The sequence below is a fragment of the Lysinibacillus sp. NPDC056232 genome (genome assembly GCF_042267565.1).
Classification (GTDB): Bacteria; Bacillota; Bacilli; order Bacillales_A; family Planococcaceae; genus Lysinibacillus.
Window position 1 is genome coordinate 119,320 of sequence record NZ_JBHJTF010000002.1, and the last position, 24,734, is coordinate 144,053.

Below are 24,734 nucleotides of genomic sequence, written 5' to 3' on the forward strand. Positions count from 1 at the left end.
TTTTAATAGCTGAGAATTAAAAGGAGAGATTTCATTATTTATGTTTAAAATTTTTTTTGGAAAGTGCTTAGTAACTTTTTTTGTTTTACTTTTACTTATTCCTGTTTTTACAAATCAAAGGGCTACAGCTAATTCACTACCTCAAAATGAAATGCGTGCAGCCTGGATTGCAACAGTATCTAATATTGATATGAAGGCAGGTATGAGTAAAACCCAATATACGCAATGGGTTCAAAGTACCTTAGACAAATTAAAAGCTGATAACTTTAATACAGTTATTTTTCAAGTTAAGCCATTAAATGATGCACTGTACCCGTCTAAGCTTGCTCCATGGTCATCGTATATAACAGGCAATACACAAGGGACCAATCCGGGTTTTGATCCATTGCAAATAATGCTGGACGAAGCACATAAGCGAGGATTAGAACTTCATGCTTGGGTAAACCCATATAGGGTCACTATGCCTTCGCAATCTTTGACTAATCTTGCTGCCGATAATGTAGCCCGTAAAAATTCTAATTGGGTAGTGAAATACGGTAAACAATACTATTTAGATCCTGGTTTGCCGGAAGTTCAAAATTACTTATTATCAACCATAGAAGAATTAGTAAGCAACTACGATATCGACGCTGTACATATGGATGATTACTTCTATCCTTATAAAATAAAAGGAGAGACTTTTCAAGATCAACAAACTTTTAAAAAGTATGGTGGCTCATTCAATAATATTGAAGACTGGCGCAGAAATAATGTTAATCAATTAGTAAAAAAGGTTTATGCAAGCATTAAGGCAATTAAACCTCATGTTCAATATGGAATATCTCCGTTTGGAATTTGGCGAAACAAAGGGCAAGATTCTACTGGTAGTAACACGAATGGAATGAGTAACTACGATGATCTTTATGCTGATACAAGACAGTGGATTAAAGATGGAAGTATCGATTATATTGCGCCTCAAATCTATTGGTCCAGAAATCATAAAGCAGCAAATTACTCTGTTTTATTAGATTGGTGGGGAAGGGAAGTTCAAACATACGCAAAAGTCCATCCTGTTAATTTATATATTGGCATGGCCAATCATAAAGTTGGAAATGATTCTGATACTGCATGGAATAATAAGACGGAACTTATCAGCCAAGTAATCGCCAACAGAGCAAATAAAAATACTCAAGGGCAAATGCATTTTTCTCTAAGAAGTATTAACAATAACGCTCTTGGATATGCTTCTTATCTAAATCAGCAACTATACAATTATAAAGCTTTAACACCTACAATTTATTGGAAAGGCTCTGCAATACCTTTATGTCCAACTGATGTTAAATTGAGTAAAGAGTCTTTCGGCATGAAGCTTACTATTACAGATGAAAATAGTACTCAACCAAGGAAATATGTAATATACCGATTTGATGGAACAAAAGAAGGATCATATGAAGACGTTAAAAATATAGTAGACGTGGTTTATAACACACAAGGTAATACTGTTTATGTAGATACTATTGCAAATAATAGTAAAGTATACACATATGGTATAAAGTCTATATCTGCTACAGGTGTGGAAAGTAAAACTGCTTTTGTTCTAAAAGACGGAAATTATTACCGGTAGCAATAGAGCCAACACCTGAAGGGCCAGAGCAACCAGAAAAACCTGTAGATTCAAAGCCTGTTGGTAGAAAATAATTGATCTTTTTTATAAAAACCAATCTTAAATTTGAGGGATAAGAATCCATTTTGATCAATCTTTTTACAAAATGGATTCTTTTTATTTATCGTAAAATGCTTGTGAAGAATTTTTGAACAAACTTTATTTTAAAGCAACATTTTAATGAATTTTTATTAAAAGACTACACTTAATTTTATATGAGTGTCTGCATGTTCTTGTCCGAATTGAAAATAAATTAAGATATGTCAGTGGGTGTCCGGAAGTTCTTGTCCAAAGTGTCTGCAAGTTCTTGTCCATATACAGATGTCCATGTACAGTAGTAGACGAATCCAAGCCCTCCTCCACGCCAAATAATTTTAGTTTACATAATATAAATTATAGGAAGTTATATATCAGTGAAAAGTATACTAATAATAGTGAGACGAAACAGCCATAAATGAACAAATTATCTTTAATAAATATAAAAAAGAATCCAATTAAAAATTCCAACTTGGATTCTTATCTAATTTCTACTTTTGTTTTTTTAATTATTATTTTTAGCTCTTTTTACTTATCCCACTTCACCAACTCATTTTGAGTCCATAATTTAGAAAAAAGTATCGTCCATTCCTTCGCCAGTTCCTCATTCGATAAAGTGAGTAATTGTTCGATATTTTCATAGGCGGAGGCTTCAGTGTAATTATAGGAACCTAGCACAATCATTTGTTCATCAATGATTGCCATTTTTAAATGCATTTTCCTAGATGAAGGAACCTTTACTTCAATTTGATACTGCTGAAATTGCTCCAAAATTTTTACTTGGCTTTTTTTTGTCGCTTTACTGGCATCAGTGATCACTCTCACTCGTACCCCGCGCTCCTTCGCATCAAGGATAGCTTGGGCAATCTTTGGATCTTCTATATTATAAATGGCGATGTCTAACGTCTTATTCGCTCGATTGATTGCTTGAAGTAGCAAAGCTTGTGGATCGTTTGCCATTTGGCTAAAAGCAAAACTAACTTCTCCCTGATTGAAGGCGAACGGTGAAGACTGTTTCTTCATTATTTGATCAAACAGCAAAATATTAACGAGCAAAGAGCCAATGAGTCCTATAAGTAAGACCGCTTTTGAACGGGTCATGGCCACCCCTCCTGTTGAAATTTCTTTACTATTATATAGTATGCACTAAATAAGTCGAAAGGATGTCAACAAGGCGTCTTGCTACAATTTTTCCAACAATTATATTATATAGAATCTCTAGTAAAATGTTTTCTAATTTTGATAGTAGTTATTTGCATCTTGCGAAACATATGATTTTGGGATCCTTATAGTTGAATAAAAAAGAATCCATTTTTACATACTTGATAAAAAAATGGATTCTTCTAAGCAATTTTACATCTAATTTTGCTATACGATTCTTTACCGTTGATCTGGCTACGATCACCCAGATATTTGCTATATTCTTCAAGAGTAAATTGGTTCATGTCTTTTAGAAAAATCTTTGTTTTTACGATCTTTTTAATTAAATCTGTCGGGATTCTAAAATAGCCCATATGTTCTTCATAACTTAATTGATTGAATCACAATATCATTCACAACGACTTCATTTGATAACGGATTAACAGAAATTTGACCAGATAAAAATAATAAATCTCCTACTTGAACTTTAGAGATTATAGTCCGTTTACTTTTGGCATTTTTCATATAAAAAATATTCAGAAAATACAAACTATGCTATAAAATGTTTTCTACTTTTTTCTCATTAGTAATTCCATCATTTTTAATATTTACTTTCCTAGTTAACGCACTAACTATCAAACTTACTAAAATATTTACAGTCAATGCAAGGAAACCAATGTTGATATCTTGTATGTAAGATGGCCAGTTTGGAAACAGCTTACTTAGATGAGCACCTGTAGCTGCTTGCCAACCTACAATCGAGACACCCACAATAATCCCAGCAAAAACACCTTGTACAGTTAAAGGATTTTTCTTCAAAAGGCTACATACAACTGCTGGTACAAATTGAGTAACTAGACCATAACCCATTAAGAATAATAACGTAATTGCTCCACCACCACTAAAAGTAAAGTAAAGTGCAACTAATGCAATCACTGGAACTGAATAGCGAGCAATGATACCAATTTGTTGATCGGTAGTTTGAGGTCGAATAGGTTTTACAACATTTTTCGCAAGTAATGTAGCTGCAGACATCAAAATCAATGAACCTGGTACAATTGCAGTTAATAACCCTGCTGCTCCAATAAAGCCAACGATGACTGGATTAAATGTTTGCGTGGAGATTTTAAATAAAGCTAAATCCACAGCGCCTCCTTCTAACTCTGGAACTTGCAAAATTGCTGCTGCTCCAACAAATAAAATAAATAATAAAAATAATGCATAGATAGGAAGCATAATCGCATTATTTCTTAGTGCATTTCCACTTTTCGCTGAAAAAGTAGCAACAAATGTATGCGGCCACATATAAAATCCTAACGATGTTAACATCATCGTTGAAATATACCATGAGGCGCTAAAACCTGAGTCTGGAAGTGTTAAAAACCCTGGTTTAACAGCTTCAATTGCTTCCCACATTGGTTGAATCCCACCATAATAATGTATAGGTAAGTAGATACCTAGGAATAACACGACTCCAAGAATAAGAAAATCTTTCATTACAGCTGTCCAAGCTGAGCCATGAATTCCTGAAACCATAACATAAGCAATCATTGCAATTGTGCCAATCCAAATTGTTATTTTCGGATCAATCGCTCCATAGGAAGCTTCGGAAACGATAATGCCAAGACCTTTTAATTGAATGATTAAATAAGGAATTAGCGCTACTAACCCTACAACGGCTACGAGTGTGCCGAGAATTTTACTATTATATGCCTTTTCAATAAAGTCAGATTGTGATAATAAACTATGTTTCTTTCCATAAGCCCATATTTTGGGTGTTAACCAGTAAGCAATTACATAGTTCAGCATCGCGATATTGTAAAATGCTACGCCACCTTTTCCGTACATCCAACCACTTACCCCTAAAAATGCATTAGTTGTATAAATTTCACCAGCCATTAATAAGAAAATAAAAATAGATCCGAATCCACGGCCTCCAACACTCCATTGTTCAAGGCTCATATCTTTACCTCTACTTGCCATAATGCCTAAAAATAAAGCAATCACTAAGAAAATTGCAATGATTCCAACTGAAATTATCATATTATTCCGTCTCCTCTTTTGCACTAGGATTTATACGGTGAACTATAATCATTAAACTAGTTCCTAAAAAGATCCATAAAACCATCCAAAATAATAGAAACGGAAGACCCAAAATATAAGGTTCGACACTTTTAATAAAAGGAATTCCTAAAGGCATTCCAAAATATGCAATGCACGAGAGTAAATAGCAGAGCCTTTTTTTTGTCATTTTCCCTATCTCCTTTTTAATCAATTATGCCTCGGCATAATTGTGTCTAGAATCGGCTTTGTGCTTAGGCCTGCACGATGCAGGTCAGTTAGCCGTTATCGCATGGATGCGATGATTTTAGGCTAACATCCCCTAAGAACTCCTTTCCGATTCTGTGACATCCGCCGGAGGCTTTAGGCCAACAGATGTTTTTTGCGCGAAAGCGTAGTGCTAACGCAGCGTCAGCAGCACCGAAGTTGGTCACTCAGTCGTTGCCACAGGACGTGGCGTTCTTAGACTGAGTTCCTCTATTTCAGCTGGTGTTTGGACATCCGCTGAAAGAAGCTTAAATCAGCATTTATCTCACCACCTATAGAGGTTGGAGACTTCTGTAGCTGACGCTTCACTTTCGGTACAAAAGACATTTGTAGCTGACGCTTCGCTTTCGCTACCAAAACACTTGCTGAAAGAAGTTAAATATATTTTATTCATTTATTAATTGCTGGAATCCGTTATCAATAAATAGACTAGTTATATCTCTTTTATCAGGAGTAAAATGAACTTGTTTTTCATTATCTAGAAAATCAATTGTGTATTGTACAGTAGCCGCCACACCTAGTTTTAAAGCATCTTCATCTAGGTCGAAGTAAACATTATGGTGTTCGGCCCCAATCCCTGCTTCGAGGTTTTGTATGCCAACGAATGCAAACACACCTGGGAAGTATTTTTCATAAAACGCAAATGATTCTGATGCCATCCATGCTGGGATTGAATGTAATGCATCTATACCAATTGCATTTTTCACGGCATCCATCGCAATTTGTGCACAATCTTTTTGATTGTAGACAATTAAATCCGATTCTTTAGGTTCTATCATAAATTCATAGGTGCAATTATGCAGGTCACAGACTTTTTCTAGGATTCTCTTAAATTCTTTTGCAGCATGGGCACCTTGGTGATCATCTAAATATCTGACTGTTCCTGAGAACTGTAAACTTTCAGGAATAATATTTGCTGCGGAACCCGAATTAATCGTTCCAATTGAATAGGTAATTGTTTTAAAAGGGTCTAGAGTATTTAACCTCATCGCTTTTAAATTGTTATAAAAATCGGTAAAACAGTCTAATGGAGCAACTGATAAATCTGGTCTTGAACCATGTCCACTTTTTCCTTTTATTAAGACATCAAAAACAAAAGAAGCTGCCATTCTTGGGCCTGGTTCAACAGATATTTTCCCAGTCGGAAGATCAGATTTTAAATGGATACCCCAAATTCCGTCTCCTCCAATTTCGTGTAATCGTTTACAGAGATTATAAATTCCTCCGCCCATTTCTTCCCCTTGTTCAAAAGCGAGAAGCACTCTCCCTTTAATATTGTCTAGGTGTTGAGTTAAGATTTTCGCTACACCTAAGAGCATCGCTGTATGTCCATCATGCCCACATGTATGAGCTGCTTGGTCAGACTCAGAAATTACTACTTTCTTCTTTTTTAAATTATTTTTCTCTTCCTTCATCGGAAGTGCATCTAAATCTGCCCTAAGAATTAAAGTTTTTCCCGGTTTTCCTCCTTGAATATAACCAATAATTCCGCCATTAGGGACCATTTCATAATGAATGCCTAATTTAGTTAACTCCTCTGTAACCACTCTCATTGTTCGCACTTCTTGTAATCCGATTTCAGGATGTCTATGGAGATCTCTTCTTATCTCAATTACATAATCTTCTATTGCTTTTGCAGCTTTTAATGCACTAAGCTCAAATTCAATTGTTTTCATTCTCTATACACCTCTTCCAATTGATTTTTAGATTCGATTTCTTGAAATTCTAATGCGATTCTTTCAAGCGCTTCTTTTATAAGTGGTCTTGGTGATGGGATACAGATTCTTTGGAAGTCTTCACCTTCAATTCCAAACAAGTGACCATCCTCAAGTAACACATTGGCTTTGTTATAGATACGATCATGAACCTCTTGAGCCGGAAGACCATATCCACTAAAGTCCATCCACATCACGTATGTTCCTTCAGGAATCCTAACTTTGACTGTAGGCATTTTTTCAGCTAAGTAATTTTTCACATACGCCATTGTGTCGTCCATATAGTCTGTTATTTGCTCTAACCACTCTTCTCCTTCGTTGTAAACAGCTATCAGGGCTGCAATTGTAAACGGTGATGGTAACTGCATCCCCATTGTGTCACTAAAGTTTTTTCTAATTTCTGGGTTAGAAATAATAACATTTGTACAGTGCAGACCTGCAACATTAAATGTTTTGTTGATCGCTGTGCACGTGATGATATGGTCGGTACTTTTTGCAACTTTTGCAATGGGTATAAATTTTTGTTTTTTTCTAATGAGATCCCCATGAATTTCATCAGCTACAATAATCACATTATTTTCCTCGCATATATCTGAAAGCCTTTTTAATTCCTCGTATGCTAAAATCCTTCCCGTCGGATTGTGTGGGTTGCAGAGAATGAACATTGTTGTATTTTCTTCTTTTGCCTTGGCTTCAAAATCCTCAAAATCAATTGTGTAATACCCTTCTGCGTCATATTTCAACGCATTATTTCGAACAACTCTTCCATGTCCTTCTATCACAGCTGTGAACGGTGGATAAACAGGACGTTGAATGATGATGCCCTCACCAGGTTTAGTTAATGCTCTTACGGCTATATTCAAGGCATGTACTGTTCCAGGGCTGTATACAATCTCTTCTCTTTTGATTGTCCAATCATGTCTTTTTTTAAACCAATGCTGAATTGATTCAAAGTACGCATCTGGAAAAACAGAATATCCAAAAATTCGATGATCAACTGTTTTATGTAGTGCATCTATCAATGGTTGCGGTACGGGTAAATCCATATCTGCTGTAAATAGTGGAATGGTCTCATAGTCATACCTTTCTGTATAACCCATTGTTTTGATTAAATCTTCGCCATCCCATTTTAAGGAATAAGTATTTCTCCGATTAACCACTTCATCAAAATTATATTTCAATGGTCTCCCCCTCTTGTTGTGTCATCTTTCTACTTAATCGCAATTTTCGACACGTTTAGATTAAATTTTTCTCAGTTTAACACCTTAACTGTAAAATCGTCAATATTAATTTCAGAATATTCATAAAATTAATTAGATTCAAAACAAAAGTTAAATATAGATTTCCTATATGTTAAAATGAAGTTAAATTCGCTACCAATTATGGGGATGGTGATGCATTGTGGATAAAGAGAAGGTTTTTTATGAGCTAATGGAAACGATTTACGAGACATCTAGGCTTATTAGTTCATATGAAAATATTCCAAGAAAATATGGCACAGAAGATGAATTGTATATGATAGAAGTTCATACACTCAACTTAATTGGAGATCAAGTAAAAACTACTACTTCTGAAATTGCAGAAATTAAAAATTGCACAAAAAGTGCTGTCTCTCAAATGGTTGATAAACTAATTAAAAAAGGTTTAATAATTAAATATAGAAATGTGGACAATTATCGAGAATTGAATATTGAATTAACACCAAAAGGCAAAATCGTTTATGCATATCATAAAAATCTAGATTTAGAGGAATATCGGAGTCATTTGAAGAACCTTGAGCAATTTACAACTGAAGATTTTCAAAAGTATATAACAATCTTAAACTTAATCAATCAAAGGACACAAAGCGTGCTAAATGACAAAAAATCGAAGGTGTAGTTAATTATCTTTACTACTATACACTATTGGATAATATGGCAGAAAAGGAGGGTCTCAAAGTCTAAATTTGAACTTTGAGACCCTCCTTTTTACGTTATAAAGCTGTCATTTTTGCGCGAATATGGTCATAGCCTTTTTTAGATTCTCTGCCACTTGTTTTCCCTCCTGGTGGCCGCTTCTGCTGCAGTTCCCCCCTCATTTCTTTAAATTAACATAGTATATTTATAATTTTCTGTTGAGCATCTTGGGCTTCAGGGATTGGCATAACAACAAACACATGATTCATTTTAGGATAAACAAAAGTATTGATTTCAATTCCCTGTTCTGTTAGTTTTTCATCAAGTCTTATTGCATCTGGATATAAACATTCGTGTGTTCCTATAAAATGAGTAATCTTCCCAAGTCCTTTTAAGTCACCGTATATTGGACTAATCAATGAGTCTTTTAAATCTTTATCAGCTGCCCAAAGCTTTGTAATGACTTCCATTCCTTCACTAGCTAACATCGGATCCTTTTCTTCATATTCAGATATAAGAGGATTTTTAAAACTCATATCTACACATGCTGATAATAAAATAATATCTTTCGGTTGAGACAAATTGTTCATTTTTAAAAGATGAGCCAGGCCAAGTGCTATATTACCGCCTGCCGAATCTCCCATAATCGTTAATTGATTCGAATTTTCAACAGTTGCAAGCATTTCTTTATATAGGTTTAAAATTTTTGGATACGTATCTTTATAGTTAAAATGAGGTACTTTAGGATAAATGGGAGCAATTATTTTCGCATTCAAAGATTGCGCCATTTTATCTAAGAACCACCAATGGAAATTTAAAGGTTGATTCGTCCAAGCACCCCCATGAATATATAGAATCACTTTTTGTTTCAGGGACTCTTGGTCATTTAATGTGAAAACCTGTATGCCCTCAAATGCCTGCTCCTTAACATCACTTAAAAATTGAACATCATCCCCTATAACAATGGCTTACTATTTTCAGTTCCCATTTGCTCTACAAACTGTTTAGTGTTTTCAATACTAGAAAAACTCTTTTTATTACTTTCGGAAGTTAACCATTTTTCAAATTGAACACTTTCTTCTGAACGTTCTCCGTTATAAATTTCTAGACTCATTTTTGATTTTCTCTCCTTTAAACATTTTTATTGTTCATCTTGTTGTTTCATAACATGGTATGATTTGAAATAGCCTTGTATCGCTATCAAAAGTATTTAACACGTTGGATAGAATGTCTTCATTGAACGAAGGCGTTTAAGATCTATACTGCATCTGGTTACTTTATTTACAGAATAAAGGTTGAACTATGCTTCGAAGTCAAAATAAAAAACCTTTTTCATCTCATAAAAAAAGTGAAAATGGGCCTCCATTTCAACTATTATAACAGACATATTCCCAAAACTTTCCTATTCTATACTTGATAGCCATGCTTCTTTTAATTGTAGTTGCTCAAACTCTTTACGTTTCTGTATGTAATCGACTTACTTCCCTCTTAACTCGAATTTTTATAAACCTAGATACAGAACAAATGTTCCCCACCCGTAAAATTAGCATTTTTCTTGAAAACTTTTTAACAAGTCAACGAGCTAAGCATTCACGCTAACATAATTTTCGTTAGAAAGTGTAGTGCGCACTCCCCAATCATACTAAGCCTTCTATGAGATTCGTGATCCTCAGGCCTGTGCTTTGCCTTCAGCTTCCTTCTGATTCCACGTACCACAGACACCCTTGCTATCGGCTAACCAATGCTGCTGTCTCTCCGCTTCTGAAGCTTCCCCTCTATAATTCCTACGTATGCCGACCGTACAATAAAAAAGAGACGAATTTCTTCGCCCCGATCCATCTTCCCAAACACGATTATCCTTTTATTTAAAGGGAGTCCTCGATTTATTGTATTAATTATGCCTTAACTTCTTTTCTTTCACTATAAACAAGCAAGAAGATCTTTTTATTTGGCTATTTTCTCAAAGATTGTTGCTATTTGTTTGGCTATCTTCTTCTACTAAAGACCCAATAGTTTAAGTACAATGTTTCACAATCTTATTCTATCTTTTTCACTAACCCACCCTGAAATCCCAACAAAACAATAGAGGGACTACTTCTTTTTTGAGGAACCCATCAGTAGGTAAGCAACTATATTTAGTTGTATTTATAAATACTAACGAAATAGTTTCCTTCAGGAAAGTCACCTATATATTCTAAACCATTCCTTGAATAAAACTGTTTTAACTTTTCATTTCCAGCCCAACAGTCTAAATATAGGGTTTTATTTAATTCTTTTGCAAAAAAACAAGCAAATTTTGTTATAGCGGAACCAATGTTTTTTCCTTGAAACTTGGGTGAAATGGCAATTTGAGATAGATACTTACCTTTTTCATCAAGGGAAAAATGTTCCTATTATTTCTTCCTCTACTAATAAAACGTACAAAAAGTTATTCTTTAATTGGTTTATAATTTTATTTTTATCCCAAGGGTATTCCCATTGGTGTATTCCTTTTTGTTGTAAATTTAAAGTAACCTCATTCAATATATACAACAATTGCGAGAAGTCATCGATTTTGGCTAATCTTATATCCACTATTTAGGTCTCCTTTCGTGGTTTTAGTTTTCAACAATTCCGCACCGTTAGTTCAATGAGAAAGATCTGCCTATACTACTCAAAAATCTTCAAGTAAAGCACCCCGTTAGCCATCCATGTAGCGCTAAAACCAGTGATACACCACAGAGAATGAAAGATTATTTCGTTCTTTCATGGGAGTTGAACAAGACGAACACAACCTTTTTACTATATTATCAATTGTATCCTTCTTTATCGTAAGTGTTCCTTGTAAGATTAAGCTTTGGCATATAAGTACCCCCTCCTGCTACCATTTTTTTTGTTTCAACATCATAAATTGCATATCTACCTCTAAATTCTTTTTCTGTGTCTTTAAAGGAATAAAAGAAATAAACTTGCCTATCAGGGCTAACGGTCTGATGGTAGTTGATATCTATATCGGGGTAGGTACGAAGAATATTGCCATCAATAGTTATATAATTTAATCCTTCCACCTCTTTAAACAATAACTTTTTCTTAATATTTACAGATGAGTCGGAGATTTCTTTAAAAATAGCAGTATCCAACTCTTGCTTTAATTTCTGCTTATATCTTTGATGTACAGGATACTTAAGGTCCCTTAATGCCTGATAAAATTCATCTACAGTTTCATCAAAAACTTTTTCCTTATTTGCAGGATATAAATATTCATTCTTATCTGATGGTGTAGTTTGTGCATAAACAGGATTTCCTAATAACATAGAAAGACTGAACGAAAAAATAACCATAGATAAACTGATTAAGATTGGATTTTTCATTTAGGTTACTCCTTTTTAGAAGTAGCGTATCCTAAATGTTCTTTACTATTCTGTCAAGTTAGTATCATCTTGTATCCAATTCAGTGGCCGTTAGTAATAACCATCAATTAATTCAAAACGTATTAATAACAGTCCAACGGGAATAATATTGGTAAAATGGAGGGTTCGAAAGATGAAAAGAATTTTTGTATTAGTATTAATAGCTTTTGCTACCTTGAATTTAACTGGAAATGTTGTTGGAGTCTTTGCTAATAAAGACAACGAAAAATTTAAAGATATTTATGAGAGAAAGGTTCCCCAAACATTCCATTATAAGTATGATTACGATGAACTTTACCAGTTCCTTAATATAAGTGAAAAAGAATACAGGTCTGAATGGAATAACGGAAAAACGATATCTGAAATTGCCGAAAAACGTGATATCTATCCCCAACAATTGATATTTTACCTAGCAGAAAAACAATTTGAAGCACTAGATAAAGCATTAAATAATGGGGAAATTGACCGTTACTTTTATTACGATTATGCTATATCTTATATGAAAAATGATATTATTGAGTTTATCGATCGAAATCCAAATAAATTAGGATTAAAATAATACATTCATTCAAATGATGGTGAAAAAAACTTCCTAAAACCAGGTTAGGAACAAAGCGCCAAAACAAAATACTCAATCTTCAATAGGGTATTTCGATACCTAACTTTGATTTGGGAATGCTTATAAGATTTATTTTGTATACTTTATAAATCTTTGTTGACGAAGCACCCGTAAGTTTAATAAAGTAACTCAATGATATTAACGCCCGTTTTATAAGGCCACTAATGGATTTTAATTGAAGAAGTTAGTCAATTGAAATAGCTATTCTGACTAATATGTCAGGTGTTTCTGTATCTGCTACTTTATTATATATCCCCAACAAATACTGCAAATTATTTTTTTCAAAGACAAAAAAATTAAATAATCGGTCTTCGAAATAAATACCTTTGGTACCATCCTGAAGTGTATACTCCTTACCATTAAAGTTCAGTTTATTTTTGAAGTTCAGTTTATTTTTTGAAGGACGAATGTCAATTTTAAAGATATTTTCTCTTATATCTTTGTTAACAAACCTGATTTCTAAGGAATCATGAATCATTTACATTATAGTTCTTATCTTCAACAAACCTTCCAAATTTATGTGTGAAAGAAATTGAAGGTAATATTTTAGGTAACTTTACATCACTTTTAAAATGATTTTCAAATTCCTTTACTGCTACTTTTACAGATTTATATCCAGCTTCTGTGTACCCCTCCTCAAAAGAAGGTGGAGTATCGTTCGGATTTGCATTTACTGTTCCGTAATACAATCCACAAATAAATATACTAAATACAACCAATAGAAGAGGAATAATTTTATTCAATTTCATCACCCCTAAATTATATTTAGAGTTAGTGTGTCCTGTTCAGTTTACATTAATTCCTTTTTCGACTATCCTGCGACGTTAGTGAAATAAGAAACCCTTTTAACATTAAAGCAAGTGAAAGCAGATCCATAGAAAGTAAAATTAAAGCTTAACAATCATTTTTCACTAAAGAAGTCGATTTGCTAAAAAAGAAATCGACTTTTTGTGTTTATTCAAAAAGACGATCTTAAATCAGTGCATAAAGTTTTTTCAAGATAAATTCACCTCTTTTCTAATCTTCCCGAATTAGAAAAGTGTTATCCATCCTTCTTCAAGTAAACTGCTCCGTTAGTAAAAATACGTATCCATTAGGAACGCTAAGGAATGATTTTTTATGCAAAAAATGACATATCTTAAAGCGGTGTCATTTGTCAGTTGTTAATAATAATTTTTCAGTTTGTCCCTCCCACATTATTTCCACTTCAATTTCATCATCCTTTTGGATAATTTCGCAGTTTCCACAAGTTATATTTTTAAATTTAACGGCTCCAAATTTCAATGGGCTTTCCTCATCGCTACTTCCTTGTCCCAAACTGTTATATTGGATTTTATAGTCTATCGTTTCTGGTGCTTTGTTATCTCCTATATATTTAATACTCCCAGCAGTTTGTTGCTCAACATCGTTTGTAACTACTACTTCATAAAGAATGTCCCAGTTATCTCCACTTCCTGAAAAACTATATCTGTCCCCATCCACACAGCCACTCATTAATAACACTAAAGTAACCAATAGTAAAATCTGTTTCAACACAATCCCTCCTAATGGTTTTTAATATTCGCACTATTATTCATACGTAAGTTTGACGATATCTATTGGCAAATGTTTCTAACTATAACAAAATTTTATTGAACTAACCTGCTCCGTTAGCCATCCATGAAGCGCCAAAAATCAACACTTCACCACAGAAAATGAAAGATGATTAAGTTCTTTCATGGGAGTTGAATAGCAACAATCTTTTCGAAAACAGCCTTTTATTTAAATGTTTCTAAAAAATTGAGTTCTTGTGCTTTTAAGGTTTAATCTATACTGTCCGTGGCTCTTTGATAAGCATTCAATCGGCCTTCCATTTATGTACTATTACAAAATATAAAAAAGTTTGCAACGTCTATAGTCCGTGATTACTCACTTCATGACGTTGCAAACTTAACCGATGACGGTCCTTGAACCATATTTTAAACTTATTGTGTTATGCGTGTACCTGCATTTCCGTCTAATGCAGCTACTGCTTGATCTATTGAACAGATGATGGACTCTTTCCCTAATTTTGCAAATTCGATAGCTGCTTGCATTTTTGGTAACATACTACCTGCTGGGAATTGTCCTTCTGCAACATACTGTTCAGCTTCTGCTACTGTAATACGGCTTAATTTTTGCTCATTTTCTTTACCAAAATTGATATAGACATTTGGTACATCTGTTAACATCATGAAAACTTCCGCATTCACTTGTTGTGCAAGCTTTAATCCTGAACGATCTTTATCAATGACTGCTTCAATACCATGTAATTGACCACTGTCTTCACGATATACAGGTATACCGCCACCACCAGATGAAATCACAATCGTTTCATCAATTAACCGTTTAATTTCATCTATACCATGAATCACTTTTGGTTCTGGTGAAGGGACAACGCGTCTATATCCCCGTCCTGCATCTTCTGCCATCGTAAAGCCTTGTTCTTCTAAACGCTGCGCTTCTTCTTCTGAGAAAAATACACCGATTGGTTTAGTCGGATTTTTAAAAGCTTGATCGTCCTTGTCCACTTCAACCATTGTTAGCAATGTCACCACATTTGTAGCAATGCCTCGTTCTTTAATGTGGTTTTTTAACGCTGTTTCCATCATATAACCAATGAAACCCTGTGATTCTGCGTTACAAACATGGATTGGTAGTGGTTCAATAACATTTTTAGCTGCTTCATTTTGGGCAATAATATTCCCCACTTGCGGACCATTGCCGTGTGTAATGACAATTTTATGCCCCGCTTCTCGAATCTCTACCATATGGCGTGTTGCCGACACTACGTTTTTGAATTGATTATCATAAGTTGCTTCTTGTTTTGGCTGTAAAATGGCATTACCACCCAAAGCAATAACTACACTTTTCCCCATTTCTTTCACTCCTTAGTTAATGACATGTAAATGCCATATAACGTATCCATCCCAGATGATGATCCTACTTCTATAAGCCTGTTCATGCTTTCTAAAGATGGATCATGTTGCAATGCTGTAATCTTCGAACTAAATACACCTTCTATAGCACAGGTTAAGAAACGCTTACTGACAATGGTTGTTAAAGGTTCCTTGATAAGAGCTTTTAGTGTTTCTAGATGTTTATGTTCGATAAAATTTTTAATAAAATGTCCGTACAATATGCCGACTAGTATATCATCACCTGTTGGTGTTAAACCTTGTCCACGTCCAATAAAATAACGGAATGTCTCGTCAAGATTTTGGGTTGGATCTTGTAATCGATTAATCAAGGATAATACACGTGCTCGTTCAAAATCTGATGATTCATATGATGTAAATGAAATGTATTGAAAATTTTCTTTTAATTTATTTATATTTGCATGTTCAAAATCCATATATAACGGTAGTATTTTTACATTAAACACCATTTCGAAGCGGTTATGAAAAAGACGATTATTACGAAATATTAATGTATCGCCTACCTTAATATTGGTCTTTACTGTTTGTCTCGTTTGAGGATCAAGCAAGATCCCGAATGGAAATGTACCATTTTCATCGGTACCAACAAATATCAATTCTCCATCTTGATCAACCATATTTAAACCTTTTTCAAACATACTGTGCACGGTAAAGGTTTTTCCTTCATTTAATAATTGAAGTGCGATTGAACCAACCGCACTTGCTTGTAAAATCATCCCTTAAAGCCTAGCTTTTCAGCATATGCTGTGATAGCTTTCTCAAAACATTCGATTGGCGGATGTACTGTACCGGCACCAATTTGTCCGTACCCCGCAATTTTATGGGCAATACCAGTGTTGATAACTGGTGTGATCCCTGTTTCAACAACTTTCCGTGCATCGATACCTAAACATGCGCCTTTAAAGTCCCAAGTTGGGATAACAAAGTTCGGATTTTCGCTAATACAGATTTCAGTCATTTGATTACTTGTTTCAAGCGCATCATTAAATCCACCCGAACCAACAAAGCGTGTTACTGCAGGTGCTGCAATCATCGCCATACCTCCGACACCGATTGTTTCTGTAATCGCTGAATCACCGATATCTGTGTTTGCATCTTCTGCTGAGTAACCAGTGAAATATAATCCTTGCGGGGTATTAACAGGACCAGTAAACCATTCGTCTCCCATACCCGCAATACGGATACCAAAGTTTTCACCGTTTCGGCACATTGCGGTAACAACTGTACCGTGTTCGATTGTACGTGCTGCATCCATCATCGCTTTACCAGTCGCCATAGCAATATTTAAGAAAAATTGGTCTGTGTCAGCTAAGAATTGGATTACTTCTGTACGTTGATCTTTTTCAACGTCATCTAATGAAGCAATTACTGGAGATAGTTCTTTTAAAAATGCTAGTGAAGCTGCAATATTACGCTGGTGGAACTCATCACCCATTGCAATAGCTTTAGCAATCAATACGTTGACGTTTAAGCCTCCATCAAATGTTTTTAAGGCTTTACTTAATACTGGACCTAATACATCTTTCATCCAGTGTAAACGATTGATGACTTGCTCATTATAAGCGCCGAAGCGTAATACTGCACCAATCCCTTCGTTCATTTGACAATACGCTTCATTACCACTCTCCTTGTTAATAACCACAAGGACTGGCATGTTAGGTGACGTGATACCACCCATTGGTCCAACTGCATTCACATGGTGACATGGAATGAATTTGATCTTATCGTTTTCAAGTAATGCACGTGCATTCTTTTCGTCTTCTGCCCATCCTTCAAAAAGGATTGCGCCAACACAAGAACCTTGCATAGGATCTGTCATGTTTTCATATTTAATTGGAGGTCCAGCATGTAATAACACGTACTCTTCTAATTCAGGAATCACAGATTTAGCAGGTACAACATCAGTTAAAAATGGTGCTGCTGCTATGATCTTCTGGATAACGGCTTCGTTTGCTTCATTGATTGTTTTGTAACCCATTAGATTGTACCTCCTTCATAATAGTTTAAGAATTGAAGTACTTTCATTAACTTCTCATCGCCACCAGCAATTGGACGCCAGTTAAATTGAACACACTCAGAGCCACTGTTTTGAATAGCTTCCGTAAAGCTTTTTAGCCCAATATTGATTACACTTGGTTTCATATTAATGAAGGACATAATTTTCTCATCGACTGCCAAATTTTCTTCTGTATAATCAAATTTTTGTACATCAACGATTGGTTGTTCCACTTTTCCGCCTACAAGTTGGATAGCTGTGCGAACCATTTGGTCGTTTGTCTTACAAATAATTGCGCCACTCTCTTTTAAAATCTCAATTTGTTTATCATAACCTTGGATGTCTTGTGCTGTACCTACAACCGTTGCAAGTACTGCCAGTTGACGACCATCTTGACGTGCACTATCCAAAATACGTCTGATTGTTGGTGCTAGTTCACTGGCCATATCTTCATGACCGCCGTTACCGATCACGTTATCAATCATAATGACTGCAGTTTCAGGGTCGTTCATAGATTTTTCAAGCATTTCGATACGTTTTTCAGGATCAATCATCGGATGTGGTTTACCTTTTGTATAAACATCATCACCTAAATCAATGATTTCATGTATGTCTGTTTTTAAAACATAGCTATCGCTTTTCTCTTCAGTCATTGTATCTTTGAAAGCATCTCTCACTAGCATAGCCGCTTCAGATGCTAATGTACCGCCTGAATAATAACCTTTAATACCAACTTGTGATTCTTTTAAAACAACGTTTACATCAGCTGTTGTCGGTTCAAAATTTGGTTTGTCACCATTTGATAATTGGACAGCTACAACCGCTGCTTCTTCAAGTGTATAAGCATGATAGATGTTCTCTTCTTGGTATGAAGGTTTGTCACCTAAAAATAGTGTTACAACTGGTTTATCAATATTTCTTAGTACGTTTAATACTTTGCGCTGTACTTCCTCTGCAGGTGGTTTAGAGATCACTGTAATGACTTTTACTTTCGGATCTTGGTTTAACGCTTTGATGCTATCTAACATCGTAATCGCACCAACTTCCGTCGATAAATCACGTCCCCCTGTACCAAGAGCGTTTGTAACACCTTTACCATAACGGTCAATAATTGTTGTTACTTCTTGAATCCCTGTACCTGATGCCCCAACAATACCGATATCGCCTTCGTTTACGTTATTTGTAAAAGCAAGGGGTACGCCGTGAATAAGTGCAGTACCACAGTCTGGACCCATCACTAATAACCCTTTTTCATGCGCTTTTTGTTTCAGTTTCACTTCGTCTTCTTTCGAAACATTGTCACTGAACATAAACACATGTAAACCTTCGTTCAATGCGTTTTCCGCTTCCATTGCAGCATATTGACCAGGAATTGAAATTAACGCTAAATTTGGATTGTTCGCAAGCTCCATTGCACGTTGCCAGTTGTGAGCTTCTTGACCTTTAGACGTATTTTGTGAATCTGATTCACCTTTTAAAGCGATCTCTACTTCTTCTTTCACTTCGTCTACTTTTTCTTCTTGATCTGTATCTACAACGATGACAATATCATTTGGCTTTGCTTTTTCTAATTCATCCGTGCCTAAGCCAGAAGATTTAAAAATGTCTTTGTTCGCTGGTGTTCCCATCATGATCGATACTTTGTTTACACCATCAATTGCAGACAACTTGTTGGATAAAAGCATTAACACGATGGAATCTTTATAAGTGTTTTCTTTTATAATTGTGTATAACATGATGATCCTCCAATTTATTATTCTGCAAATCTATTTTTTCCATGATAACGATCGTAATGAACGTCGTCTGACACAAGATAGTTGTAAATGTCGTCTACGATTTCAATACCTTCCTTATCATATTCCTTACTTCTTAATATACCGCGTTCACCTGGATAATAAATTTCTCCATAGCCCTCTGCCGCTGGCTGTGTTTTTAATTCATTGAGCATTGTTGTAATTTGTAGCTTGAAAGCATTCAAATCTGTGAAATAGGCAGGGTTAATGACGATATGAATTTGACCTAAATCGCGTCCTTTAGTTAAGTCTTGATACATAGAAGACACATGTATACCATGTGGGACTCCTAGAAGACTACCTGATAAAATATCTACCATCATCATCAAGCCGTATCCTTTTGGACCTGCAATTGGCAGAAGTGCATGAACATCTCTTGCATTCGTCGTAGGTGCACCAGTAGCATCAACAGCCCATGTATCTGGAATCGATGCATTTTTACTTCTTGCATCTAAGATTTTGCCCCATGCTTGAACAGTAGTCGCCATATCAAATGTAATGATACGGTCATCAGCAGACGGTGCACTATAAGCAATTGGGTTTGTCCCAAAATATGGTTCAGTTCCGCCAAACGGCACGACCATTGGATCTGATTGACACATACTTAGAGCAACCATATCTTGTTCTGCTGCCATTTCAACAAAGTAACCTAAAGCACCACTATGGGAGATGTTTTTCATACCAACAACGGCAACACCTGATTTTTTAGCCATTTCAATCGCTTTTTCCATCGCTTGTTTTGCTATTTGGTGACCTGGACCATTATCCCCATTAAAGACCGCAGATGCTGGTCCTGTTTGTTCAAATGTATAGTTTGGATTGGTTGTAATACCGCCTTTTGCAATTCGTTCAGAATAGTATTCAACACGTACAGCACCATGTGAGTGAATACCTCTATGATCAGCGTATGTTAATACGTCTGCAACATCATGTGCTGCTCCTTCATTTAATCCCGCTTTCATAAACTTTTGCTTCATTAAATTAAATAGTTCTTCTTTAGATACACGCATCTTGTTTACTCCTTATTTAATTAATATTTTGTGTCAGATTCTAAATAATCTAGAATTTATTCTTTTGTAACTAAGATGCCTAATTTATCTTTGGATAACTATCGGAGATACTATACTCACTTTTTATAAATCAATATCTCTGTTTGCATCTTTAGAATAAATGTATGAGAATGGTTCATCTAAACCAATCGCATATGTTGCTTGCGGTACATAAGCGCCCATAAAGATATAATCACCTTTATCAACCGGCATCCATTCGTTGTCTAAGTTGTACATGCCTCGCCCACTTAAAACATAAGCGCCGTGTTCTTGAACGTGTGTTTCAATGTAACCATGTGAAGCACCTGGTTTGAATGAAAGAATATGAATGTTCATGTCATATCCGATTTCTTTTGGTAATAAGTCTTGGATTAATACTTCTTTCATACCTTCATATGCCTCTTGTTCGATGTCGTTCACATTACCTGTAACGACTTCTGGTGTATACCCTTTAAGAGGTTGATAACGTTTTTTGTATAAGAATAAGCGGCTATCTTCACCGTTATTATTATTTTCAAAAGTCAACTGTAAGTGGGGCGGTACATATAAGTACCCACCTTCCGTTAATTCGTATTTTTTACCATCTGCATAAGCATTAATTTTGCCATAAACAACATATACAAATGATTGAATACCATCACCAGCGAAACCAGTTTTGTTTCCGCCTTGATTTTTTACTGTTACTAAGTAATCTACAAATCTTGCACCTAAACGTGGGGATCCTAAGATTGTTACGTCACAATCTTTGAAACCAGGTACAACATTATTAACTAAGCCATCTGGTGTGATTACCGCATAATTGTCTTTTTTAATGACAGAACGTGTTTCTAATAAACCTTCTCTGTATCCTTGAACTTGATTTAAGTAACCCATAAGTATCTGGCTCCTTTTTCATTATTTTTATTCTTTATATGCTAGTTCATAAAGTACATCGCTTAATACTTCAATACCTTTAACAAGGTCTTCTATCTTCGTCTCTTCACTAATGTTGTGACTAATTCCATCAATAGAAGGTACAAACAACATCGCCGTTGGAACAAATTGAGCAAAGATTTGTGAGTCATGTCCTGCACCAGATGGCATCACTTTATATTGATCCCCTACATTGTTCTTTGCTGCTTGTTCAATGATTTGAACGATTTTTTTGTCCATCAATGTTGGTGCCTCATCCATCCATAAATTAATGTCGTAAGTCATGCTATTTGCTTCAGCGACTAATTTAATTTTGTCTTCGATTTCTGCTGCAAAATCATTTAATAGTTGCTGATCAATATGACGACAGTCTACTGAGAACGTAATTTCACCAGGAACTACATTTACTGTGTTTGGTACAAGTGTGACATGACCGAACGTTAAAACAAGTGGTTCCCCAATTTCTCTAGCACGTTTTGTTAAGTCAGAGACAATTTCACTATAGGCAACAACTGTATCACGACGTAACGACATTGGCGTAGTGCCAGCGTGGTTTGCTTCACCTTTTAAGTTGATCGTGAAGCGTTTTTGACCAACGATGCCATTAACAACACCGATTGTTTTGTTTTCTGTCTCTAACACTTTACCTTGTTCAATATGAATTTCAACAAATGCTTTAATGTCATTACGAACGTCAGTCGTTTTTCGATAATCGAAGCCTGATTTACGCATCGCGTCTTCGAACTTAATGCCCTCAGCATCTGCGATTGTGTCAACATCCGATTTTTTAGCTAAGTTAAAGAAGTTTTTGCTACCCCAGAATGTGTAAGGGAATCGACTACCTTCTTCTTCTGCAAGCGATAATACTTCTAATGAGCGTAGTGGTTGGCCATGTTTAGCTTTTAAATATTTCACAGCCACCAGTGCAGCTAAGATACCGAATTGTCCATCTAGATGACCACCTTCAACTACTGTGTCGATATGTGATCCTGTTAAAATGGTTTCTTCCGGATATTTACTTCCAACAAGACGCCCAGTTAAGTTACCTATATCGTCGAAACTTGCTTCTAAGCCTTCTTCTTTGAATGTTGCTTCCAGCTCACGAACGGCTTCATTCCATTCTTGAGAATATAATAGGCGTGTAATCCCACCTTGTTCTAAACCACCAAAACTTGTGAATTTCTTATCTAAAGATTGAAAAGTTGATTGAATATCCATTACTCTTTCACTCCTTCCTTCTAGTACACTTTTATTATAGGTCCATACTCATAACCATTCATTGACACAATGAACAATAATGGATGGTCTTTTTATGCACTTTAGACAAATAATTTTTCATAAGGAGCAAGTAGCTCGGAGTAAATAAGAACGCTGTTAGCTATTGATTATGGAAAGGGTCTAAGAAGGCGTGTGAGTGGAGTAAATAATCAATTTTATCCTTACTAAAAAACAAAAACCACATGGTAAATCTATGTGAAAACTTAGATTTACTATGTGGTATAGTCATTATTAAAATGATTAGAGGATAAAAGATAGCCCGAGTGTCATGATACATACAAGTAAGAGCAAGCCTAAGCTATATCGTATTGTATATTGAAAGATTTTTGACTCATTCCCGGTTTGATTAACGGCGGCTGCTGCAATAGCGATAGATTGTGGTGAAATCAATTTTGCTACGCTTCCCCCAGCAGTATTAGCTGCCATTAGCAATGATGGTGAGATGCTGATCTGCGTCCCGGTAACTACCTGTAAGCTACCGAATAGTGCGTTATTATTTACAACCGATCCCGTTAGAAAGACACCAATCCATCCTAATACTGGACTAACAAATGGGAAGAATTCACCCGTTTTGGCAAGTGCAAGTCCTAGAGAGGTGCTAAGCCCAGAGAAGTCAGAAAGATTTGCAAAAGCCATTACAAGTACGATTGTAAAAATCGGTAACCATAGTTCTTTAATCGTGTCACCGAGCAAATGAACGGTTTGTTTGATGTTTAACGCAGGAAACAGGACACTCGTTAAAATGATAGCCAATAAAATCGCCGTTCCCGTTGCCGAAACAAAGTTAATATTTAAGATAGCTGGTATAGAATTGGCTTCTGTTACGATCGGTGGTATACGCATGATTTGATCATGTAATCCGGGAATTTTCAATGCGACAGTCGTAAAATCAAGTGCACCACCATCTACAAATAATTGTTTAAATGCAGGCAAGCTCCAAACGGCTATAACACCAGTGAGGATATAAAATGGTGACCAAGCTACCAAAATCTCTTTCATAGAATAGTTTTTTAAATTTCCTGATAGTTCTACCCCAGGTTCATGGTAAATCGTTTTTGGTTGCCATTTCCTTAAGAATAAGGCTAAAACCACCATACTAATTAAAGAAGGAATAATATTCGCAAGCTCTGGCCCAATCGTAGTAATCGTAAGTAAATGAAGCCCTGAATAGACACTACTGACGACCAAAATGGCTGGGAATATCTCTTTTATTCCTTTGATACCATCTAAAATAAAGATGAGGAGAAAAGGAACGAGAAATGAAATCAAAGGTAAAAGATAGCCTGTCATTCTTGACAGTTCTAACGTTTCCATCCCACCGACTTCAGCACCAGTAATGACTGGAATTCCAACTGTTCCAAATGCGCCTGTAGAGGCATTGGCGATTAGGCAAAGTCCAGCAGCTTTAATGGGATTGAAACCAAGCGTCACTAGTAAAGCTGCACAAATAGCGATTGGAACACCTAATCCGGCCGCTCCTTCCAAGAAGGCATTAAAACAAAAACCAATAAGCAATAATTGAAGTCGTTGATCCTCGGTAATATTCGCTATACTCCCTCGGACGATCTCGAATTTTCCAGTTTTCACAGAAATTTTGTACAACCAAACAGCCATAATGACGATATAACCGATGGGCCACAATGCTTTACCTGTTCCGAGAATAATTGCTCCAAACGCTTTAGTTATCGGCATATCGAAGACTCCGACTGTAATGATAATGGTAACACCTAAAGTTAATGCTGCTGCATAAATCCCTTTTAATTTAAAGATTGTTAAACTAAGAAGAAATAGGAGTATAGGAAGAAAGGCTATGATGCCACTCACTATTTCATTTCCAAGTGGATTGTATTGTTGATCCCACATCGTTATCACTTCTTTCTAACGTAGTTATTCTTAGCATGGTTTAGTTGTGCAAAGGTGAATTTCTTTGTTCAAGCTACTTTAGCATGCTATCCTTGTTGTAACCCGCTTTTCAAAAAACAAAG

Annotated in this window: 22 protein-coding genes and 2 pseudogenes; 3 read left to right on the plus strand and 21 right to left on the minus strand. The window is 35.5% G+C overall.

Annotated elements, in window-relative coordinates; genetic code table 11:
- Positions 1 to 40: 40 nt before the first annotated feature.
- On the plus strand, positions 41 to 1,603 hold the full coding sequence (locus ACFCYJ_RS02650) for a glycoside hydrolase family 10-like protein (RefSeq protein ID WP_376070312.1): 1,563 nt from the start codon (positions 41 to 43) through the stop codon (positions 1,601 to 1,603).
- A 603-nt stretch (positions 1,604 to 2,206) separates the two neighbouring features.
- Here the strand turns inward: ACFCYJ_RS02650 and ACFCYJ_RS02655 are convergent.
- From ACFCYJ_RS02655 to ACFCYJ_RS02680, 6 genes are all read right to left on the minus strand, one after another.
- Positions 2,207 to 2,779 carry a phospholipase D-like domain-containing protein gene (locus tag ACFCYJ_RS02655; RefSeq protein WP_376070315.1) on the minus strand — a complete coding sequence of 191 codons (573 nt, stop codon included), beginning with the start codon at positions 2,777 to 2,779 and terminating at the stop codon, positions 2,207 to 2,209.
- A gap of 594 nt (positions 2,780 to 3,373) precedes the next feature.
- The gene (locus tag ACFCYJ_RS02660) at positions 3,374 to 4,855 is read right to left on the minus strand and encodes a sodium:solute symporter family protein (protein WP_376070615.1); all 1,482 of its coding nucleotides are present in this window, start codon (positions 4,853 to 4,855) and stop codon (positions 3,374 to 3,376) included.
- A gap of 7 nt (positions 4,856 to 4,862) precedes the next feature.
- The gene (locus ACFCYJ_RS02665) at positions 4,863 to 5,069 is read right to left on the minus strand and encodes a DUF3311 domain-containing protein (protein ID WP_376070318.1); all 207 of its coding nucleotides are present in this window, start codon (positions 5,067 to 5,069) and stop codon (positions 4,863 to 4,865) included.
- A gap of 287 nt (positions 5,070 to 5,356) precedes the next feature.
- On the minus strand, positions 5,357 to 5,503 hold the full coding sequence (locus ACFCYJ_RS02670) for a hypothetical protein (RefSeq protein ID WP_376070321.1): 147 nt from the start codon (positions 5,501 to 5,503) through the stop codon (positions 5,357 to 5,359).
- Between the two features lie 29 nt (positions 5,504 to 5,532).
- Positions 5,533 to 6,822, minus strand: a complete 1,290-nt coding sequence (locus tag ACFCYJ_RS02675; RefSeq protein ID WP_376070324.1) for an amidohydrolase — start codon at positions 6,820 to 6,822, stop codon at positions 5,533 to 5,535.
- Positions 6,819 to 8,042: a MalY/PatB family protein gene (locus ACFCYJ_RS02680; RefSeq protein WP_376070327.1), complete on the minus strand. Its 1,224-nt coding sequence runs from the start codon at positions 8,040 to 8,042 to the stop codon at positions 6,819 to 6,821. Before ACFCYJ_RS02680 ends, ACFCYJ_RS02675 begins: the two co-directional genes overlap by 4 nt.
- A 220-nt stretch (positions 8,043 to 8,262) precedes the next feature.
- Between ACFCYJ_RS02680 and ACFCYJ_RS02685 the strand changes: the two genes are divergently transcribed.
- Entirely contained in the window at positions 8,263 to 8,739 is a 477-nt protein-coding gene (locus tag ACFCYJ_RS02685; protein ID WP_376070330.1) for a MarR family winged helix-turn-helix transcriptional regulator, read from the plus strand.
- 208 nt (positions 8,740 to 8,947) lie between these two features.
- On the opposite strand, the pseudogene ACFCYJ_RS02690 reads toward ACFCYJ_RS02685, so the two are convergent.
- The 4 genes and pseudogenes from ACFCYJ_RS02690 to ACFCYJ_RS02705 all read right to left on the minus strand — a co-directional run bounded on the left by ACFCYJ_RS02690 (position 8,948) and on the right by ACFCYJ_RS02705 (position 12,106).
- Positions 8,948 to 9,870, minus strand: a pseudogene (locus ACFCYJ_RS02690) (alpha/beta hydrolase fold domain-containing protein).
- 1,021 nt (positions 9,871 to 10,891) lie between these two features.
- Positions 10,892 to 11,113: pseudogene (locus ACFCYJ_RS02695) on the minus strand (GNAT family N-acetyltransferase); the annotation flags it as partial.
- 16 nt (positions 11,114 to 11,129) lie between these two features.
- The gene (locus ACFCYJ_RS02700) at positions 11,130 to 11,330 is read right to left on the minus strand and encodes a hypothetical protein (protein WP_376070333.1); all 201 of its coding nucleotides are present in this window, start codon (positions 11,328 to 11,330) and stop codon (positions 11,130 to 11,132) included.
- 215 nt (positions 11,331 to 11,545) lie between these two features.
- Positions 11,546 to 12,106, minus strand: coding sequence for a hypothetical protein (locus ACFCYJ_RS02705; RefSeq protein ID WP_376070336.1), 561 nt, complete (start codon positions 12,104 to 12,106; stop codon positions 11,546 to 11,548).
- 172 nt (positions 12,107 to 12,278) lie between these two features.
- Here ACFCYJ_RS02705 and ACFCYJ_RS02710 point away from each other — a divergent pair, with 172 nt between their 5' ends.
- Positions 12,279 to 12,704 carry a hypothetical protein gene (locus ACFCYJ_RS02710; protein WP_376070339.1) on the plus strand — a complete coding sequence of 142 codons (426 nt, stop codon included), beginning with the start codon at positions 12,279 to 12,281 and terminating at the stop codon, positions 12,702 to 12,704.
- Positions 12,705 to 12,948: 244 nt separating this feature from the next.
- On the opposite strand, the gene ACFCYJ_RS02715 is transcribed toward ACFCYJ_RS02710, so the two are convergent.
- The 11 genes from ACFCYJ_RS02715 to ACFCYJ_RS02765 all read right to left on the minus strand — a co-directional run bounded on the left by ACFCYJ_RS02715 (position 12,949) and on the right by ACFCYJ_RS02765 (position 24,612).
- Positions 12,949 to 13,242 carry a hypothetical protein gene (locus ACFCYJ_RS02715; RefSeq protein ID WP_376070342.1) on the minus strand — a complete coding sequence of 98 codons (294 nt, stop codon included), beginning with the start codon at positions 13,240 to 13,242 and terminating at the stop codon, positions 12,949 to 12,951.
- Positions 13,232 to 13,507: a hypothetical protein gene (locus ACFCYJ_RS02720; protein WP_376070345.1), complete on the minus strand. Its 276-nt coding sequence runs from the start codon at positions 13,505 to 13,507 to the stop codon at positions 13,232 to 13,234. Before ACFCYJ_RS02720 ends, ACFCYJ_RS02715 begins: the two co-directional genes overlap by 11 nt.
- Positions 13,508 to 13,913: 406 nt before the next feature.
- Positions 13,914 to 14,297, minus strand: a complete 384-nt coding sequence (locus ACFCYJ_RS02725; protein ID WP_376070347.1) for a hypothetical protein — start codon at positions 14,295 to 14,297, stop codon at positions 13,914 to 13,916.
- A 431-nt stretch (positions 14,298 to 14,728) separates the two neighbouring features.
- Positions 14,729 to 15,661 (minus strand): carbamate kinase, encoded by a 933-nt coding sequence (gene arcC, locus ACFCYJ_RS02730; RefSeq protein ID WP_376070349.1) that lies wholly within the window; start codon positions 15,659 to 15,661, stop codon positions 14,729 to 14,731.
- A gap of 5 nt (positions 15,662 to 15,666) precedes the next feature.
- Complete coding sequence (locus ACFCYJ_RS02735; RefSeq protein WP_376070352.1) at positions 15,667 to 16,437, minus strand: oxamate carbamoyltransferase subunit AllH family protein; 771 nt, start codon at positions 16,435 to 16,437, stop codon at positions 15,667 to 15,669.
- Positions 16,434 to 17,699, minus strand: a complete 1,266-nt coding sequence (locus tag ACFCYJ_RS02740) for a YlbE family protein (protein WP_376070354.1) — start codon at positions 17,697 to 17,699, stop codon at positions 16,434 to 16,436. The genes ACFCYJ_RS02735 and ACFCYJ_RS02740 overlap by 4 nt, the downstream gene beginning before the upstream one ends.
- Complete coding sequence (locus tag ACFCYJ_RS02745) at positions 17,699 to 19,453, minus strand: acyl-CoA synthetase FdrA (protein WP_376070357.1); 1,755 nt, start codon at positions 19,451 to 19,453, stop codon at positions 17,699 to 17,701. Before ACFCYJ_RS02745 ends, ACFCYJ_RS02740 begins: the two co-directional genes overlap by 1 nt.
- A 17-nt stretch (positions 19,454 to 19,470) precedes the next feature.
- Complete coding sequence (allD, locus tag ACFCYJ_RS02750) at positions 19,471 to 20,520, minus strand: ureidoglycolate dehydrogenase (RefSeq protein ID WP_376070360.1); 1,050 nt, start codon at positions 20,518 to 20,520, stop codon at positions 19,471 to 19,473.
- A 123-nt stretch (positions 20,521 to 20,643) separates the two neighbouring features.
- Entirely contained in the window at positions 20,644 to 21,432 is a 789-nt protein-coding gene (allE, locus tag ACFCYJ_RS02755; RefSeq protein ID WP_376070363.1) for a (S)-ureidoglycine aminohydrolase, read from the minus strand.
- A gap of 27 nt (positions 21,433 to 21,459) precedes the next feature.
- Entirely contained in the window at positions 21,460 to 22,689 is a 1,230-nt protein-coding gene (gene allC / locus ACFCYJ_RS02760; RefSeq protein WP_376070366.1) for an allantoate deiminase, read from the minus strand.
- 300 nt (positions 22,690 to 22,989) lie between these two features.
- Positions 22,990 to 24,612: a lactate permease LctP family transporter gene (locus ACFCYJ_RS02765; RefSeq protein ID WP_376070369.1), complete on the minus strand. Its 1,623-nt coding sequence runs from the start codon at positions 24,610 to 24,612 to the stop codon at positions 22,990 to 22,992.
- Positions 24,613 to 24,734 lie beyond the last annotated feature (122 nt).